Origin of the sequence: Lysinibacillus sp. BNK-21 (genome assembly GCF_048684915.1) — a bacterium.
Taxonomy (GTDB): Bacteria; Bacillota; Bacilli; order Bacillales_A; family Planococcaceae; genus Lysinibacillus; species Lysinibacillus capsici.
In genome coordinates this window covers 2,039,080-2,056,253 of sequence record NZ_JBLQTS010000001.1, presented here as the reverse complement: position 1 = coordinate 2,056,253, position 17,174 = coordinate 2,039,080, and the positions used below count along the sequence as shown (strand labels likewise).

The 17,174-nt window shown below is 37.2% G+C and carries 18 protein-coding genes and 1 pseudogene; 5 read left to right on the top strand and 14 right to left on the bottom strand.

What is annotated here, in order from left to right:
* Positions 1–51: 51 nt before the first annotated feature.
* From ACMGGO_RS10470 to ACMGGO_RS10425, 10 genes and pseudogenes are all read right to left on the bottom strand, one after another.
* Complete coding sequence (locus tag ACMGGO_RS10470) at positions 52–1,380, bottom strand: MFS transporter (protein ID WP_048393044.1); 1,329 nt, start codon at positions 1,378–1,380, stop codon at positions 52–54.
* Positions 1,381–1,433: 53 nt separating this feature from the next.
* Positions 1,434–2,300 (bottom strand): adenylyltransferase/cytidyltransferase family protein, encoded by an 867-nt coding sequence (locus tag ACMGGO_RS10465; RefSeq protein WP_387254183.1) that lies wholly within the window; start codon positions 2,298–2,300, stop codon positions 1,434–1,436.
* 161 nt (positions 2,301–2,461) lie between these two features.
* The gene (locus ACMGGO_RS10460) at positions 2,462–3,175 is read right to left on the bottom strand and encodes a hypothetical protein (protein WP_115673652.1); all 714 of its coding nucleotides are present in this window, start codon (positions 3,173–3,175) and stop codon (positions 2,462–2,464) included.
* A 1-nt stretch (position 3,176) separates the two neighbouring features.
* Entirely contained in the window at positions 3,177–3,851 is a 675-nt protein-coding gene (locus ACMGGO_RS10455) for a DUF2848 family protein (protein WP_054550227.1), read from the bottom strand.
* Positions 3,851–4,642 (bottom strand): carbon-nitrogen family hydrolase, encoded by a 792-nt coding sequence (locus ACMGGO_RS10450; RefSeq protein WP_054550228.1) that lies wholly within the window; start codon positions 4,640–4,642, stop codon positions 3,851–3,853. The genes ACMGGO_RS10455 and ACMGGO_RS10450 overlap by 1 nt, the downstream gene beginning before the upstream one ends.
* A 28-nt stretch (positions 4,643–4,670) precedes the next feature.
* A complete protein-coding gene (locus tag ACMGGO_RS10445; RefSeq protein ID WP_244205625.1) occupies positions 4,671–6,137 on the bottom strand; it encodes a 4-hydroxyphenylacetate 3-hydroxylase family protein in 1,467 nt (488 codons plus the stop codon).
* Between the two features lie 278 nt (positions 6,138–6,415).
* Positions 6,416–7,087, bottom strand: coding sequence for a GntR family transcriptional regulator (locus ACMGGO_RS10440; RefSeq protein WP_048393050.1), 672 nt, complete (start codon positions 7,085–7,087; stop codon positions 6,416–6,418).
* Positions 7,088–7,348: 261 nt separating this feature from the next.
* The gene (locus ACMGGO_RS10435) at positions 7,349–8,347 is read right to left on the bottom strand and encodes an NADP-dependent oxidoreductase (protein WP_326140988.1); all 999 of its coding nucleotides are present in this window, start codon (positions 8,345–8,347) and stop codon (positions 7,349–7,351) included.
* 31 nt (positions 8,348–8,378) lie between these two features.
* Positions 8,379–8,689: pseudogene (locus ACMGGO_RS10430) on the bottom strand (ArsR/SmtB family transcription factor).
* Positions 8,690–8,903: 214 nt separating this feature from the next.
* Complete coding sequence (locus ACMGGO_RS10425; protein WP_004227948.1) at positions 8,904–9,500, bottom strand: SCO family protein; 597 nt, start codon at positions 9,498–9,500, stop codon at positions 8,904–8,906.
* A gap of 584 nt (positions 9,501–10,084) precedes the next feature.
* On the opposite strand from ACMGGO_RS10425, the gene ACMGGO_RS10420 reads away from it, so the two are divergent.
* The 5 genes from ACMGGO_RS10420 (at position 10,085) to ACMGGO_RS10400 (ending at position 14,621) form a co-directional block, all read left to right on the top strand.
* Complete coding sequence (locus tag ACMGGO_RS10420) at positions 10,085–10,420, top strand: DUF485 domain-containing protein (protein WP_004227946.1); 336 nt, start codon at positions 10,085–10,087, stop codon at positions 10,418–10,420.
* Positions 10,421–11,974, top strand: a complete 1,554-nt coding sequence (locus ACMGGO_RS10415) for a cation acetate symporter (protein ID WP_257960894.1) — start codon at positions 10,421–10,423, stop codon at positions 11,972–11,974.
* A gap of 481 nt (positions 11,975–12,455) precedes the next feature.
* On the top strand, positions 12,456–12,794 hold the full coding sequence (locus ACMGGO_RS10410; protein WP_048393058.1) for a DUF485 domain-containing protein: 339 nt from the start codon (positions 12,456–12,458) through the stop codon (positions 12,792–12,794).
* An 8-nt stretch (positions 12,795–12,802) separates the two neighbouring features.
* Complete coding sequence (locus ACMGGO_RS10405) at positions 12,803–14,347, top strand: cation acetate symporter (protein WP_048393165.1); 1,545 nt, start codon at positions 12,803–12,805, stop codon at positions 14,345–14,347.
* Positions 14,348–14,444: 97 nt separating this feature from the next.
* Positions 14,445–14,621, top strand: coding sequence for a hypothetical protein (locus ACMGGO_RS10400; protein ID WP_004227938.1), 177 nt, complete (start codon positions 14,445–14,447; stop codon positions 14,619–14,621).
* Positions 14,622–14,647: 26 nt separating this feature from the next.
* On the opposite strand, the gene ACMGGO_RS10395 is transcribed toward ACMGGO_RS10400, so the two are convergent.
* The 4 genes from ACMGGO_RS10395 to ACMGGO_RS10380 are packed head-to-tail and all read right to left on the bottom strand — an operon-like array spanning position 14,648 to position 17,174.
* Complete coding sequence (locus tag ACMGGO_RS10395) at positions 14,648–15,397, bottom strand: TatD family hydrolase (protein ID WP_326141055.1); 750 nt, start codon at positions 15,395–15,397, stop codon at positions 14,648–14,650.
* Positions 15,387–16,136 carry an ABC transporter ATP-binding protein gene (locus ACMGGO_RS10390; RefSeq protein WP_103118201.1) on the bottom strand — a complete coding sequence of 250 codons (750 nt, stop codon included), beginning with the start codon at positions 16,134–16,136 and terminating at the stop codon, positions 15,387–15,389. Before ACMGGO_RS10390 ends, ACMGGO_RS10395 begins: the two co-directional genes overlap by 11 nt.
* The gene (locus ACMGGO_RS10385; protein WP_420281874.1) at positions 16,111–16,884 is read right to left on the bottom strand and encodes an ABC transporter permease; all 774 of its coding nucleotides are present in this window, start codon (positions 16,882–16,884) and stop codon (positions 16,111–16,113) included. Before ACMGGO_RS10385 ends, ACMGGO_RS10390 begins: the two co-directional genes overlap by 26 nt.
* Entirely contained in the window at positions 16,884–17,174 is a 291-nt protein-coding gene (locus tag ACMGGO_RS10380) for a thiamine-binding protein (protein WP_004227928.1), read from the bottom strand. The genes ACMGGO_RS10385 and ACMGGO_RS10380 overlap by 1 nt, the downstream gene beginning before the upstream one ends.

Sequence of the window (17,174 nt, the reverse complement as noted above, 5' to 3'; positions counted from 1 at the left end):
CCTCCTTAAAATTCCCGAATTTATTATTTGAATATTCTGATATATAAAAAGCTATTTAATAACCAATTCCTTTTGAGGCAATGATTGCTCTACTAAGCTCTCTTCTATTACTGGCGCTTTGCGTAAAAATGTAACAGAGATAAAGGAAGCCACTGACAGAATCACAATGAAAATAGCGAGTGGAATCCAGGAGTTATTGTAAGTGCTAAGTAAAACTGTCGCAATCATAGGAGCAGTTCCTCCAAACAACGCCGACCCTGCTTGATAACCAAGTGTTATTCCTGTATAGCCGACATTCGTACTAAACATTTCTGTAAACATGGTGCCAATTATACTGGCAATAGCTGACCATAGAATGCCTAAACCGATAATAGAAGCGGCATAAGCCCAAAACGTTGATGCTGTTGATAATAAATAATAGTAAGGGAAAGAGAATAACGCAATTCCTGCCGCTCCCATCATGAATAGGCGTTTACGTCCCAGTACGTCAGATAATTTCCCCATGACTGGAATACACAATGTCGTCACAATAGTTGCAGCAGTAATAATGTTCAGTGCTGTAGTCCTTGAGAAACCAATGTTATCTGTCGCATAGGAGATAAAGAATGTTGTGAAAACATAGAATGGACCCACTTCCACACATTTTGCCCCTAAGGAAATTAATACAGCTTTCCAGTGATAACGTAATGTCTCAAAAAGGGGTACTTTTACAACATTGCCTTTTTGCTTTTCTTCACTAAATGCCGATGTCTCCTCGATGCCACGGCGTATCCAGAATCCCGTAATCACTAGAACGGCACTTAATAGAAAAGGAAGTCTCCAGCCCCATGAAAGAAATTGCTCCTCTGGAAGCAAACTGACGATTGAAATAGCCGTTGTGCCAAGTAGCATACCTAGAGGAATTCCCATTGCAGGAAAACTTCCAAAGAATCCTCGTTTTTCTTTTGGTGCATTTTCAACTGCTAGGAGAACAGCGCCTCCCCATTCCCCACCAACAGCTATACCTTGGAGGAGTCTCAAGAATACTAGTAGAATAGGCGCGAAAATGCCGATTGAACTATATGTTGGTAGCAAGCCTATACATACGGTTGAAATCCCCATTAATAAAAGTGAAACAACAAGGGTGTTTTTCCTTCCAAATTTATCGCCCATATGACTAAAAATGAGCCCCCCAAGAGGTCGAATGAAAAACGTTACACCAAACGAAGCATAAGCGAGTAACAGACTTACATATGGATCATGGCTTGGGAAAAATAATTTATTGAAGACAAGCGCTGCCACGGTACCATAAAGAAAGAAATCGTAAAATTCAATTGTACTGCCAACTAAACTAGCGAATAATACTTTTCGGGAACTTGCAGTTGATTTTTCTTTTCCCATTCATCACATTCCCCCAACTATTTGTTTTTTATATACAGATTTGTGGATAAACTTTAATTCCAAATAGGGATTGTATCCATATAAGCGACTCTGTTAAAAAATTTCACCGTTATTTCCTTTTGGTGTACCTCTTTCAATCTTTCTAATTTATTACTAAGCAGTTCAAATCTGATTTCGTGAGAGCTATTATGGTTTAAAAAACCTTGAATGGTTTTACAGTCATCAGTAATCTCTACTTTGTATAAACCTTGTTTTGGCAAAACATATTTACCCTGAATTTGAAAAGCCATACTATTCAATCGCAGTTGTCTATCCAAATCTTTCGGATAATTTATAAATCCTTTTACTTCATAATGTTTGCCCAAGTAGTATGGAACTAGGTGAACATCCCCTTCACTTATTAACTCTCTAATGAATGTTGAACTTATTTTGTTATCATTCGTGACCCTTTTGGAGATCACTGTCACTTTAAAGGGATTGTATCTACTAGCCTTGCGCAAATAATTTACATTGCCTTGTGCTTTATAGCCAAAGTTAAAGTCAAAGCCCACAACAATGTGTGTAGCATGGAGCTTGATGATATATTGGTTAATAAATTCACTTGCAGGAAGTGAAGCGAAAAGCGATGTGAATTTCATGACAAAAACTTTATCAACACCGATTTGAGACATTTCTTCAAGCTTAGAAGACAAAGGGGTTAAATATTTTCTATCTGTTTCACCTTTGATAATCTCACTAGGGTGAGGATCAAAAGTCATGACTGATAATTTACAATTATTTTTATGAGCAATTTTCTTTGCTTGCTGCAGTAAAAATTGATGTCCTATATGAACACCATCGAAAAAGCCTAACGCCATTACATGGGGTTCTTGCATGTCAAAATGCTCCTTCATTGGATGTGTTAAATGGATAATTTCCACTACGCTTCACCTTCCTTACAAGTTAGCTAATCTTTAATGTATACTGTACTGTGTATACATTGATGAACAATAAAAATGTAGAAGTTTATATGCATCAGAGGCAATTTTAGATGAGATTCTTGACCCCATCTAAAAAATTAGCTTCTCTAAAATTGAATCGCTTATTTATTGGCGTAATAGCGAACTTCGAAAATTTTACAGCCATTTGGGGACTGCCATGGTCCATGCTCCATTCCAGGAGGACGACACGCAACCATTCCTGCTGTAAATTCCTCGTTTAAACGTAAATCAATTAACGATCCTTCGATAATGTATAATTCTTCCCAGAAATCATGAATTTGCACACCGTCTGGAGATGTATCTGTCCCTGCTCCTAGTTCTAGAATACGTGTTGCTACTTCAGTACCTGGAATCTGTGCAATAATTCGTTGGGAGGAGCCTTCTACAGTTTTTGATGGGACAGCCTCAAACGTCTTGAAGTCAACAAACTCATGCTCTTGCTTTTCCTGATCAGCATAATAACGAACTTCAAAAATTGTGCAGCCATTTGGGGACTGCCATGGCCCATGCTCCATTCCAGGAGGACGACATGCAACCATTCCTGCTGTAAATTCCTCATTTAAACGTAAATCAATTAACGATCCTTCGATAATGTATAATTCTTCCCAGAAATCATGAATTTGTACACCGTCTGGAGATGTATCTGTCCCTGCTCCTAGTTCTAGAATACGTGTTGCTACTTCAGTACCTGGAATCTGTGCAATAATTCGTTGGGAGGAACCCTCTACAGTTTTTGATGGGACAGCCTCAAATGTTTTGTAATCAACAAATTCATGTTCTGGTTTAATAACCACTTCTATTTCTGAATTCCCCATTTCATACTACCTCCGCATCTGTTAAAATATGAACCTTATAATCTAGTTGAATTTTTCGGTCTGTTAAAGCATCATACAATTCTGCTGAAAAACCATCACCGTAAATAAATTCTCCAGTTACGATTGGTAGAGTCCCACAAAAAACCATCAAATCCTCACTGTAATATCCACGCTCTGTAATAATTTTTATTAGCTCTTTTGGATGCAAAAACTCTCCAAGTGTTCCAGTTTGGTATTCTTTTTTTTCACCATTCACAATCATCCAACTTCGCATTTCAATGTCATCCCAGCGACTCTCTATGTCATCTAGCAACCAAAATTGAGTGGAAATCGGCTTACTGCAAACCTGTTTGGATTTTTGAATGGACAATTTTTCAAGCTCCCGATCTGTGTGATCACTACCCAGTCCTACGTACCATTTCCCTTTCACGTTCATAATAACGACTTCTGCTTCTCCACTACTACTTTCCTGAACTACTGAAATGGATGGACTTGTTGTAAGAAGATTAGTTGAAACATCGTAAATCATTGGCACTTGAGGTGGGGCTGGAACACCAATCTCTCTTAATTCATCAATATGTTTTTTTACAGATGCTTGATCTTTACCTGTATAGCCAGCAATAAGTAAGCGTTTAGGTGTAGCCTCCATTTGCTTTCCAGAAACGATAATATTCATTAAATCAATTCCTCCTGTCTATCTAAAACTCGATGCTTTAAATTAGGGAAGGCATCACGAATAGTAGCAATTTGGGAAGGATCAATTTCTGTTTTTACAATGGTTTCCTCATCGCCTCCACTTGCCATAACTATTCCCCAAGGATCAACCACTTGACTGTGACCACCTAACTGGATGCCATGTGTATTACCTACACAATTACTTGAAATTAAGAAACATTGGTTTTCTAATGCGCGTGCTGTATTAAATATTTTCCAATGCTCTAATCTAGCATGTGGCCAAGCAGATGTCACAAGAAGTAATTCTGCTCCTAAATCAACTTCTGCGCGGTACAATTCAGGGAAACGTAAATCATAGCAAGTTGATAATCCTACCTTCCCAAAGTCCGTATCTACTACAGTCGTTTCGATTCCTCTTGTTAAAATTTTCCCCTCTTGCGAACCATAACGGAATAAATGTATTTTTCTATAGGTTCCAATGAGTGTACCCTCGGGAGAAAATAGAACACTTGTGTTATAGTACTTTCCATTGTTTCTTTCTATGAAACTGCCTGCAAATAGATAGGATTGGATTTCTTTTGCCTTTGAAGAAAATCGCTGTACAAAATCACCGTTTATTTCTTCTGATTCATCAACATAACGATCAAATGCAAAGTACCCTGTCGCCCATGTTTCGGGTAGTACAATTAAATCTTGTCCCTTTAATTGATCAATCATTGCTTCGACACGATCGATACGAGCATTTTTCGATTCCTGATCTTTAATCTCTAACTGTATTGATGCAATTTTCATTTTTTCAACATCCTTTTATCTATTTTTCCTAAACCAGCTCCTCCACTTGCGTAGGAAGGGAATAACTTTCTAAAAATGTTTCAACCATTTTTACTGGCTCTTCATATCCATAATTTCTAAATGAATAGCCTTTCGTAACGAATGGTGCACCATTATAGAACAATTCATATTGTTGATGTCTACCACCAAACTCTGAGCCAATGATATCCCACACTAACTTAAATAATTTGATTCTCTCTTCAGCTCCAACTCCTGTGGAACGAATATATTGATAGATATCATCTTTCGTCTCAGGATTAATCATTTCTTTATAGGAAGAAGGTAATTGTAAAACACCTCCACCACAAAGCTCCCTTAAAATCCGAATAGTAGACGCATAAATAATATCCTGTTGACCAACTACACCATACAGGAAACGTGGATCTGGTCGAGCGACCCCATTTTTATCAATCGTGCAGTTATATTCGGATGCTAATAGGTTACCTTCAACAGAAGCTGCAATGGATGCCAACTCACCTAGCTTTTCTTGAACAGAAGGAATTTTATCAATGCCATTCATAGCTGTTACTTTACGTGCTGCACCAATTAAGAATTTCAATTTATTACTAAATCTTATTTGAGCTTGATTATTGCCTAATACGTGAGCTGGTGTTTCATGGAACTGAGCTCTTACAATATCAATGTTTTTATACACAAAAATATCTGACCATGGAATAAATACATCATCAAAAACCACTAACGAATCACTTTCATCAAAACGAGAAGACAACGGATAATCAAATGTACTCGGTGATTTTTCCGCATAGCTAGGTCTTGCATAGAATTTTAATCCTTTCGCGTGAATCGGTAAGACAAAGGATAATGCATAGTCTTCATCCCCAGGACGGAGTGGCGTAAGACAGCTTACAAATAAGTAGTCGGATACTGCTGAAGCTGTACCAAGCATTTGAGAACCTCTCACAATAATACCGTCCTCTACCTCTTCATAAACGCCTACAGGAAGGTATTTATCTTCTAGTTCATGAGCCGCTTTACTTCGATCAATTTGAGGAGGAATGATTACGTACGTTACATATAAATCATTATCTCGTACATGTTTATAGAAATTTAAAACATTTTCTCCATAGCCTTTTCCTCCACGTTCGAATACTTCAGGTGCACTAGCAAATGAAGCTAAAAAACTAGCAACATGATCAGGGCTTCTTCCAACAAAACCACAAGTGGCCTCAGACCATTTTGAAATGGCCAATCTTCGTTCTTTCAGTTCTTCACGACTCTTGGGAATCATATAAATTTTGTTTGCTAGCGTTCCATCTTCTGTTTGATAAATCATATTGTTTGATTCATCTAACGCTAAATCATATAAACCTGCAATTGTATTTGTAATACCTTTAAAAGCAGGATGTGTTGCTACATCTTTGACTCTTTCCCCATTTATGTAGATCACACGATCGTCTTTCAATGCTTGTAAGTACTCTTGACTTGTTCTCACCATATTTAATTCCTCCCCATGTGTTGTTTAAATAGAAGCTATAAGAGACAATCTTTCAGAAATTAATGAACCCAATCAAGTATTCTGTATACTGTATTGTGTATACATAAATCTCTGAAATAATTCAAAAAATTACAATAATTAAGTACGGACGAAGACGCAAGCGCTTACAACGAACAAATAAGTAAACCTCTCACGTTTTAAAATTTATCTTCATTGAAGTACACCCTACACGATAGTAGTAACTTCCTTAACACCTCCCTTCAAAGCATTCATGACTATTAGCTATTATCAATAACCATTAATGTTTCTTTTGTTTTTTCTAAATGATTTAAAATCATTTTTGAAGCTAAATCAGGATTTTTTTCCTCAATAGCTTGAATAATTTGTTGATGCTCAACTAAAACACTTTTCATTCTTCCAGGCTGCCTAATTGCTCTTAAGCCCATTAGCTGTGTTAGATTGTGCAAATTGGTCAAAATTTGTTCCATTATCGTGAATTTAGCCAACTTTGTAAGCGACAAATGAAATTCATGGTCTAACCCAATAAATCGAATAGCATCATCATTTTGGAGCGCTTCATCTTGTTGCTTCAAAATTAGCTTGAGTGACTTTAGCTGCTCAGGAGATGTTATGATTTCAATTAGCTTCTTTACTGCCTCCACTTCAATAGCACTTCTTAATAAGAACACTTCTTTTTGCTCATCTTCCGTCAGTTTTTTTACAGTCATTCCTTTTCTGGGAATAGAGACAAGTAAACCTTCCTTTATCAAGTCTTGAAGAGCTGCTCTTACTGGCGTTCTTGAAGTATTTAATTTCTCTGCTAATTGAACCTCTGTAAATATCTCATCACTCGTTATACCACCGTATAAAATCGCTTTTTTAATTTCTTTATACACTTTGTCTTGCGTTGTTTTTTCCTTCTCAATCGGCTTTAATTTTGCCCCTTCCATAATAATCCATCCTTTTTATTAAGTCTTTACCATACGAAATTAAAAATTTGAATTTATATGAATGGTTTAAACTCTTTATGTTTTATGTATACATAATACAAAACACTTTTATTATAAGTCAACATTATTTTTTGTTTTTTCTGAAATTTCAACTCTGCTATAAACAGTCAGCCCTTTTCCAATCTCATCTATCCTGCAAAACAAGAACTGTGAAAACGGAAAAGGGCTGTTTGAATTAAAGAATTTCAGGGAACATAAAGACTATTTCATTTTTACGATAATCTTCCCCTTTGCTCTACCTGACTCCGCATATTCCATCGCCTTTTGAGCATCTTCAAATGAAAAAGTTCTATCAATGACTGGTTTGATTTTACCAGATTCAATTAAATCGGCGATTATGCGTAATTGATCGCCACTTGGTTTCATAAATAAGAAGGAATATTGAGCATGATATTTCTTTTCAAGTGAGGTCAGTTTATGACTTGCTGCTGAAAATAATAATGTTTTGAAAAATCCTGAACCATATTCTTTGGCGAAACGAGCATTCGGCGTGCCTGATACGGAGACAATTTTTCCACCATCCTTGATAATCTCGAAAGATTTTTCTAAGGTCTTTCCTCCAAGCGTATCAAAGACTGCATCATAATTTTTCAGTATAGCTTCAAAGTTTTCTTTCTTATAATTAATCACTTTATCTGCACCCAAAGATGTAACTAGGTTTGCACCAGCTTCGCTAGCCGTTGTTGCCACTGAGGCACCCATTACTTTTGCTAGTTGTATAGCAAAGGTACCTACACCACCAGAGCCAGCATGAATTAAAATCTTTTGCCCTTTTTGTAATTGCATGATGTCATGTAAAGCTTGGTATGACGTTAAGCCAACCAGTGGGATTGATGCAGCTTCCTCAAAGCTCAAATTTTTAGGCTTTAGGGCTATGTCATCTTCATGAATCGAGATATATTCCGCAAAAGTACCAATTTTACTCTTCCTTGGACGTGCATAAATTGCATCTCCTACTTTAAAGCGCGTCACTTTTTCGCCAACCTTTACGACGACCCCTGAAAAATCATTTCCAAGGATTAGTGGCATTTTATAGTGGATTAACAGCTTCACTTTCCCATCACGGATTTTAAAATCAATCGGATTAATACTTGCTGCATGGATTTCAGCAAGTACCTCATATTCATTTATTTCAGGTGTAGGTACTTCTTTCATGCGCATTGGGGCTTTGCCATATTGATCGATCACCATTGCTTTCATCGTTCATTCCTCCAGATAACCTACTATATTGTCAATAAAATTCCGTTAACAACGTCTCAATATCCAAAACAAGATCTTTTAACGAACCTAGTTTTGTCCGTATATCTATATAGTAAAAGTTTTTTGTACCTTCTTTGCGCATTAAAATAACACCAGCATCTCGCAAAATCTTAAGATGATGTGACACAGCTGGCGAGATAAATGCGTTTGTTCTGTGATTTCACCTACACGCAATCCCGTTTGACAATCTGTGCTCATTAATACCATTAGAATGGCTTGTCTGGTTACATCACCAATTGCTAATAGTACCTTTTGAGAATTTATAAAGTCTTCCTTAATCAAGTTAAGCTGGTCTTGTTAATTCATTTAAATCCCTCCTCTTACTAATCAGTTGAATAGTTTAAGTTAATGAACCATTGCTGCATAAAACGAGACAATATTGCCGTATTCGGTGCAATATTGGGAAAGTAAATCGAGACGAATGATTTTTTAAAGGCGTACATCTTACTTTCCCCTCTTTCCATAAAAAAACACAAAAGTCACATGGACTTCTGTGTTATTTGCTCTCCTTAATAAGAGCCTTCATATCTCCAACGATTGTTTCAACTGGTACGTTTGTCGCGCCATCATAGTCTTTTACAACTGTGCCGTCTGCGTTTACTAAATAATAGCTCGACATATGTATGACTTGGTCTGAGTTAGGATCGTTTTTAACTAATGAATTAAATGATTTACGTGCAAATTGTTCAATGAATTTTTGTTGATAGCCAGTTAGTAGCTGCCATTTGCTTTCATCTACAACATTATACGTATTTAAGTAATTTGTTAAAACATCAGGCTTATCCACTTCTGGATCCACGCTAAATGCCACAATTTGATAATCTTCAAGGCCTTCATCCTGTAGTGCTTGTTGAACTTCTGTCATATTAAATGTCATGGGTGGACAGATTGTCGTACAGTTTGTAAAAATAAACATGGCTAGCCAAGGCTTACCTTTAAGATCATCTAGGGTCACTTGTTCATTTTTTTGATTCGTTACTGTGAAATCTTGAACCTCGAGATTTAATGTTGGTTCAAACTTGTAACTACCGCAAGCAGCTAGAATGCTACTAAATGCTAGAACTAAAACTAGCAATATACTTTTCTTTGTCATTAGTGGTGCCCACTTCCCTTCATTTCATCACCTTATTTTATTCATTATAGAAGCTAAACACAAGATAATGGACTTACACCCAGATGGCTATTTGTATAACATGTGAACATTAACTGATTCTGGAATTCCGCCTCACTAATTCTTCCAAATGACACATCCTTTTTAAAAATTTTTTCATAGCTTTTTTTATCATTTTCGTTATTTCCCAAAACCTCAGATAATTGTTATATAACAAATTTTTTCTACTTAACAAGCTCCCATGGAATTTAATAGCAGAATAATAAAATACAGAAAATTCTCTTTTATGTTTGTATTTTCTCCTACATTCATTTTTATCAACAACAAACTATTTTAACAATATTATTTCATCAGAAAACTGAACGCTCTTTTAAACAGAATTTTTCTAATAAATCCTTATTATTTCTATGTTATTTCCACAAAACAGAAGTGACTAAAAATTATAAAAACTCAAAATTTAGTATTGCATTATAGGATTCTCCCCCATAAAATAAGTGAATATAACGACGAACGAAAAAGAAATATGTCGTTTAAAACAGAAATATATAACTTTAGGGGGAATAATAATGGCGAATGTTTCAAGCAAAAAACAGGCCCAATCAATTGATTATCATGCAATTGAAGCAATGGAATCGTTTAATAGCTTTGTAAAAAAGAAAAATACCTTTCTTTTCTCGATTACAGCAGTGTTTTTAATTCTTTATATCCTGCTTCCGATTCTTGCTTTCCAGCCTGTACTACAACAAAAATTCTTCGGAAATATTACGGGTGTATGGGTTTATTCTGCAGGTTTATTTATCATGACCATTGTGCTTTGTACAGTATATGTAAAAAAAGCTGCTTCATTCGATAAAGCTGCAGCTGCTGTTCTTGCAGAGTATCAGGCGAAAGGTGGAAAATAAATGAACATCGTATCCATAGGTTTCTTTTTAGCTATTGTTGGCTTAACACTTGTTGTTACCTATATTGCAGCAAAGCGTACATCTTCTGCGGCTGATTTTTACACTGCTGGTGGTGGTTTAAAGGGGTGGCAAAACGGCTTTGCGATTGCTGGTGACTATTTATCTGCGGCAGCCTTTCTTGGGGTGTCTGGTGCAATTGCCTTAACTGGCTTTGATGGTTTCTTCTTTTCTGTAGGCTATGTAGTAGCGAATTTAGTGCTGCTTTATGTTATTGCTGAGCCAATGCGAAACTTAGGCCGCTACACGTTAGCAGATATGTTAACGGCTCGTTTTAATGAAAAGCGAATTCGTGGTGTGGCAGCGTCTGGGACCATTATTATCGTAATTCTTTATATGATTGCACAGCTAGTTGGTGCTGGTGCATTGATTAAGCTATTATTCGGTATTGAGTATTGGATTGCCGTTTTAATTGTCGGTGTTATGATGACAACTTATGTATTGTTTGGTGGTATGACAGCGACTTCTTGGGTGCAAATCATTAAAGCAAGTCTATTATTATTCGGGACAGGTTTATTAGCGGTTTTAGTGTTAATGAAATTTGACTTCTCTCTTATGAAGATGTTCGACACAATTGCAGTAGATCATGGCGAAAAGTTCCTTGTACCTGGAATTAAGTATACAAGCACAATCGACTCCGTTTCGATGATGATGGCTTTAGTTTTAGGAACATCTGGTTTACCACATATTTTAATGCGTTTCTTTACTGTAAAGGATGCAAAAACAGCACGTTCCTCTATTTCTTGGACAACTTGGATTACAGCTATTTTCTTTTCATTAACAATTTTCTTAGGGTTCGGTGCATTAAACTTTGTAGGTTTAGATCAAATTCTTGCTGAAAGTAAGGCTGGTAATACAGCTGCTCCGCTTCTTGCGCATTACTTAGGTGGAGATGTATTGATGGCATTTATCGGCGCAGTGGCATTTGCGACTATTTTAGCCGTTGTTTCTGGTTTAGTACTAACAGGGGCTTCAGCCATTTCTCATGATATTTATGGAGAAATCATTAAGGGCGGTAAATTAACAGAGAAGCAACAGGTAGTAGCAGCTCGTACAGGCTCTATCTCAATTGCGATCGTGTCTATAATTCTCGCTCTGTTTGCACAAAGCTTAAACGTTTCATTCCTAGTATCATTCGCCTTTTGTATCGGTGCGTCAGCAAACCTACCTGTAATCCTTTATACAATCTATTGGAAGAAATTTAATTCTACAGGTGCTGTAACTGCGATGGTAACGGGGTTAGTATCATGTTTAATTTTAGGAGCAATGGGACCAAATGTGTGGAGCCCTGTTGAAGGTGCGGCTATCTTTGTTGGACAACCACTTGTGCCACTTGCTGTTCCAGCGATTATTACGATTCCATTAGGCTTTATTGCTGGATACTTAGGTACTGTTCTTTCATCTAACAAAGTGCCACAGGAAGAAGCAGAACGTATTTATAAAGAAATTCGTGTGAAAGCAAATACAGGCGTGTCTGTCTCTGATATTTCACATTAATATTTATACACCTCCTGCATAATGAATCTCAATTCAAAAAATGCAAAAAAATAGGCAAAAAATTCGATTTTTGGTCGAGTTTTTCGCCTTTTTTGTTATTCAATATCTACCAATTTATTTATCGAACAATATTATTTCACTTCCAAAAAACAGAAAAAATCCAATTTTCACTAGGTAAATAGTGTTTATTTTTAATTGAAAAAACAAGATTTTTTTGTAAATTTACCCTTCATTTTTTGTTAAGAATCTAGATTTCTCTTCACTTCATTTATTTATCTGAATTTTCTAAAACCCTTTATATTCTTGGCTTTGCGCCATTTTTTCTCTCTTAAGAGTATTTTCTGAAAAATTTTTTTTACATAATTTTTCTGAAATGTATTGCAATTTTGTGAACTGTTACATAAAATGAAAATGTGAATTCACTAAACTAGCAAAATCAAGTCTTGAGGTAGAAAAAATATACACAAAATGGGGAATGTTAATGGCGAACAATCAAGCAAAAAAAGGTATCGTGATTGACTATGATTCAATTGCAAATCAAGAATCATTTAAGTCTCTTGTACGAAGAAAGAACTCTTTTCTTTGGTCAATGACTGCCATATTTTTATCGGCATACATGTTGTTACCAATTCTGACATCGTACACGACAATTCTACACCAAAAGGCATTTGGGGAAATTACTTGGGTGTGGATCTATGCAGCAGGTCTTTTCATCATGACATGGGGGTTATGTCATTTATATGTAGCAAAAGCAAACAGCTTCGATAGAGAAGCAAAAGCGATTATCGCTGAATACGAGAACGGAGGTGGCCGCCGATGAGTAACGGAATGAGTCTTACAGCCATATTCTTCTTCGTAGCCATTGTTGGTTTAACATTAGTTATTACATGGTGGGCATCTAAACGTACATCTTCAGCAAGTGATTTCTATACTGCTGGTGGTGGCTTAACAGGCTGGCAAAATGGACTAGCTATCGCTGGTGACTACTTATCAGCAGCATCCTTCTTGGGTATCGCTGGTGCTGTAGCATTATTTGGATTTGATGGATTCTTCTTCTCTATTGGTTATTTAGTAGCTTACTTAGTGGTATTATATATCGTTGCTGAGCCATTACGTAACCTTGGGAAATTTACATTAGCTGACATGATTACAGCGCGTTTTGATAACGCCAAAGTCCGTGGAACAGCTGCTTTAAGCACTATTACAATTGTTTTATTCTACATGATTGCACAACTAGTTGGTGCAGGAGCACTTATTCAATTACTTTTAGGAATCGACTATTGGATCGCCGTATTAATCGTAGGATTCATGATGACAACTTACGTACTATTCGGTGGTATGACAGCAACATCTTGGGTACAAATTATTAAAGCTTGTCTTTTAATGTTGGGTACAGTTATTATTTCGTTCTTAGTATTAAAAGAGTTCGGCTTCAGTATCTCTACAATGTTTAAAGAAATGACAACGGTTACTGACAGTGGAGCTGCTTATTTAAACCCTGGTCTTAAATATACAAATGGACTTGATACAATCTCTATGTTAATTGCGTTAGTATTAGGTACTGCGGGTCTTCCACATATCTTAATGCGTTTCTTCACAGTAAAAGACGCGAAAACAGCTCGTTCATCTGTTATTTGGGCTACTTGGATCGTAGGTATCTTCTACGTTCTAACAATTTTCTTAGGCTTCGGTGCAGCAGCATTCGTTGGGAAAGAAGATATTATCGCAGCAAACGCTGCTGGTAACATGGCTGCCCCACTTCTTGCAGAAGCACTTGGTGGCGACATTCTATTCTCATTCGTTTGTGCAGTAGCATTCGCAACAATTTTAGCGGTAGTAGCAGGTCTTGTACTTTCTGGTGCATCTGCCCTATCTCATGATATTTATGGACAAATTATCAAAAAGGGTAAAATTACAGAAAAAGAGCAAGTTCTTGCAGCTCGTATCGGTTCGATTACAATCGCTGTTATTTCTATCCTATTAGCACTTGGTGCACAAACATTAAACGTTGCATTCTTAGTATCTTTAGCATTCTGTATCGCAGGATCTGCTAACCTTCCAGTTATCATCTACACAATTTATTGGAAACGCTTTAATACAGCGGGTGCTGTTACTGCGATGTTAACAGGTTTAATCTCTGCGTTAGTATTAGTTGCTATGTCTCCAAACGTTTGGAATCCAGTTGAAGGTAAGGCAATTTTCGTTGGTGATCCTTTAATTATGTTAACGAACCCAGCCTTAATCTCTGTACCACTTGGTTTCCTTGGTGGTTTCATCGGCACATTACTTTCTAAAGAAACAGATGATGCGAAGTATCGTGAAGTTGACGTTAAAGCAAACACAGGTATTTCTGTACAGGACGTATCTCACTAATACACTCGACAGCCTCGTAAGTATCTTGCTTACGAGGTTTTACTTTTTCTTCCCTATTCGCTACTATAGAATTAAAAATGAATTGGAGGCGATGCTCATGTCACAATCTAAAGCTAAAAAGAAGCGGATGCACATTAAACGCACAGTAGGTAAAGATGTTGAAAAAAATCGACAATCTATCTCTTTTAGTACACATGAACGTCTAACGAAAACAAAAAACGAAAAATTAGAGCATGATTATACGAAATATAAAAAGCAGTATAAGGACGAATAACTCGTACCCTATACTGCTTTTTCTTATTAAAGCCGATAAAATGTTTTCGTGTTTTGCGTAATAATTTTGGCCACTTCCTGTGTTGATAGCCCTTTGATGGAGGCAATCACCTCAATCGTTGAGTGCATCATCCAGGGAGATGTACGCTTCTTCGTAAACGGTCCCTCAAACGGCCAAGGACCATCCGTTTCTACCATCATTAGTTCAATGGGATAAGCATGAATTAGCTGTTGAATTTCCTCTTCGTACAAGCAATCTGGCGTAATAGAAATAAAATAACCTCGCTCTATCATGCGCTTCACAATAGCTTCATCCCCTTTAAACCAATGAAAATGGGCTTCGTGATGCTGATGCTTTTCCAGCAAATCACACACAATATGGGCGTCCTCATATACTGCGTGTAACACAATTGGCTTGTCCAGCTCCTTCGCCAATACAACAAAACGCTCTAATAGTGCCACATAGGGACGTTCATCAATCGCTTGCTCTTGTTTTAAATAATAAGGTAGACCCACCTCACCAATAGCAACCATATCATCCTGATGCGAATGAATCCAATCAAATAAAGCTGTCTCATCATTTGGACTTAGTAAAGGCTGTTCAGGATGAAAGCCAAAAGCAGCCTTTACTTGCTGATAGCTATTCGATAAACGCAACGTTCTTTCACAAGAGGAAAGTTGCATACTAACCGCGATTACAGCTTTCACTTCTTCTAATAAGGAAGGAATTTCCTCATCGGTGTACTGATCCAAATGAATATGCGCATCAATCAACATACATATCACCCTTTTCCTCCTGTAAATACATAAATAATTGTTGCTTTAACGCTGTGAATGCTGCAGAATGTCGAATTTCCTCTTTCCGAGGTCTCTCAAACGGCACGATGATTTCCTTTTTAACGGTAGCTGGACGTTTGGTTAAAACAAGTATGCGATCTGCTAAAAAGAGAGCTTCTTCAATACTATGTGTAACAAATAGAATGGATTTGCGGTACTCCTCCCAGATAGATAAAAGCCATGCTTGCATTTCCAGTCGAGTAAATTCATCCAACGCAGAAAATGGTTCGTCTAAGCATAAAATCGGCTTATCACTGACCATTGCTCGAATAAAGGACACACGCTGCTGCATGCCTCCAGACAGTTCGTTCGGGTAGGCATGGATAAAAGAGGCAAGACCAACCTTTTCTAACCATTCCTTGGCACGTTCAACATTTGGTTTATGTTGTAATTCCTCTACAAGCGTGACATTTTCTACTATTGTACGCCAGGGTAATAGACATGGCTGCTGTGGCATATAGCCAATCGTTCCTTTTTTTTGTTGGATATCCTCTCCATTCAATAAAATGGCTCCTTGATCAATTGGCGAAACACCACCAATTAATTGAAAAAGTGTACTTTTACCACTGCCTGAAGGACCAACGATGGCCACAAACTCTCCATCCTTGACGTCAAAAGAAAGTTGATCAAGGACTTTGAGCGCATCGAAGGATTTAGCGATGTTTTGAATGCTGAGCATGATAGCCTCTTCCCTTCACCATGAATTTTTCAATTAAACGAATACCACTAAACAATAGTAAGCTCAAGAGAACAATCGCAAAAATTGCCACAAATACGCGATCCGTACGGAAGGAGGATTGGGCTAGGGTCATGTAAACACCAATACCCTTTTTTGCACCAAGCCACTCCGCAATCACAGCCCCCATCACACTATATGTAGCCGCAATTTTAATGCCTGAAAAAATAGCAGGATAGGCATAAGGCCATTCCAGCTTCCAAAAGGTTTGTGCCCTTGTAGCACCAACCATGGCAAAATAATGCTTTAATTCTGGAGCTGTTTGTCTAAATCCATCCATCGCTGCAATGACAATCGGTAAAAAGCACACAAGACAGATAATGATAAGCTTCGGTAATAAGCCAAAGCCAAACCAAATAATAAGGAGCGGTGCCAAGACTAGAATAGGAACATTCTGCGACATAATAAGAATTGGATAAAACAGTTCTCGAATAAATGTAAATCGATGCAACACTATTGCCACCGTTAGCCCACAAGCGATGCCAATGGCCAATCCTAGTAGAGCTAATTGTACCGTAGCGAATGCATGTGGTAGAAAGGTTTGATACGACTGGATGGCTTCCGACAAAATACTACTTGGTGCGGGTACTAACCAATGAGGAACTTCAGCAAACCGCACGATTAGTTCCCATATGAACAAGAGGAAGGCGATAAAAATTATCGTCCTTCCCTTCTGTAATGCACGTTTCATTACTGATATTTCTCCGTTAATGTATCCATCGTAATACCCGTTGGCTGATATAAAATTTTCACTTGTGTAATGACATTAATGGCACCAAGTTCGATCATCTTCTCATTCATTTTTTCAATGATTTGGAGCAATGTTGAAAGCTCACCCTCCATCGTTGTTTCCAATGGATGTACCTCATATTTCACCCCAGAAGCATCGATCACCGCAATTGCTGCATCGACATATGGTATAACATCTTCATATTTCTCTGTCTTCGGAATGATTTGTACACTGATTAATGAATTTGCCAT

What these genes read in the sequence shown, in the direction of transcription:
- ACMGGO_RS10420 (WP_004227946.1), top strand. Translation starts at nt 10,085, where the DNA reads ATGGCGAATGTTTCAAGCAAAAAACAGGCCCAATCAATTGATTATCAT.
- ACMGGO_RS10440 (WP_048393050.1), bottom strand. Translation starts at nt 7,087, where the DNA reads ATGGAAGGGGCAAAATTAAAGCCGATTGAGAAGGAAAAAACAACGCAA.
- ACMGGO_RS10415 (WP_257960894.1), top strand. Translation starts at nt 10,421, where the DNA reads ATGAACATCGTATCCATAGGTTTCTTTTTAGCTATTGTTGGCTTAACA.
- ACMGGO_RS10385 (WP_420281874.1), bottom strand. Translation starts at nt 16,884, where the DNA reads ATGAAACGTGCATTACAGAAGGGAAGGACGATAATTTTTATCGCCTTC.
- ACMGGO_RS10425 (WP_004227948.1), bottom strand. Translation starts at nt 9,500, where the DNA reads ATGACAAAGAAAAGTATATTGCTAGTTTTAGTTCTAGCATTTAGTAGC.
- ACMGGO_RS10455 (WP_054550227.1), bottom strand. Translation starts at nt 3,851, where the DNA reads ATGAATATTATCGTTTCTGGAAAGCAAATGGAGGCTACACCTAAACGC.
- ACMGGO_RS10395 (WP_326141055.1), bottom strand. Translation starts at nt 15,397, where the DNA reads ATGTTGATTGATGCGCATATTCATTTGGATCAGTACACCGATGAGGAA.
- ACMGGO_RS10445 (WP_244205625.1), bottom strand. Translation starts at nt 6,137, where the DNA reads ATGGTGAGAACAAGTCAAGAGTACTTACAAGCATTGAAAGACGATCGT.
- ACMGGO_RS10390 (WP_103118201.1), bottom strand. Translation starts at nt 16,136, where the DNA reads ATGCTCAGCATTCAAAACATCGCTAAATCCTTCGATGCGCTCAAAGTC.
- ACMGGO_RS10405 (WP_048393165.1), top strand. Translation starts at nt 12,803, where the DNA reads ATGAGTCTTACAGCCATATTCTTCTTCGTAGCCATTGTTGGTTTAACA.
- ACMGGO_RS10470 (WP_048393044.1), bottom strand. Translation starts at nt 1,380, where the DNA reads ATGGGAAAAGAAAAATCAACTGCAAGTTCCCGAAAAGTATTATTCGCT.
- ACMGGO_RS10435 (WP_326140988.1), bottom strand. Translation starts at nt 8,347, where the DNA reads ATGAAAGCAATGGTGATCGATCAATATGGCAAAGCCCCAATGCGCATG.
- ACMGGO_RS10380 (WP_004227928.1), bottom strand. Translation starts at nt 17,174, where the DNA reads ATGGCAAATTCATTAATCAGTGTACAAATCATTCCGAAGACAGAGAAA.
- ACMGGO_RS10460 (WP_115673652.1), bottom strand. Translation starts at nt 3,175, where the DNA reads ATGGGGAATTCAGAAATAGAAGTGGTTATTAAACCAGAACATGAATTT.
- ACMGGO_RS10410 (WP_048393058.1), top strand. Translation starts at nt 12,456, where the DNA reads ATGGCGAACAATCAAGCAAAAAAAGGTATCGTGATTGACTATGATTCA.
- ACMGGO_RS10400 (WP_004227938.1), top strand. Translation starts at nt 14,445, where the DNA reads ATGTCACAATCTAAAGCTAAAAAGAAGCGGATGCACATTAAACGCACA.
- ACMGGO_RS10450 (WP_054550228.1), bottom strand. Translation starts at nt 4,642, where the DNA reads ATGAAAATTGCATCAATACAGTTAGAGATTAAAGATCAGGAATCGAAA.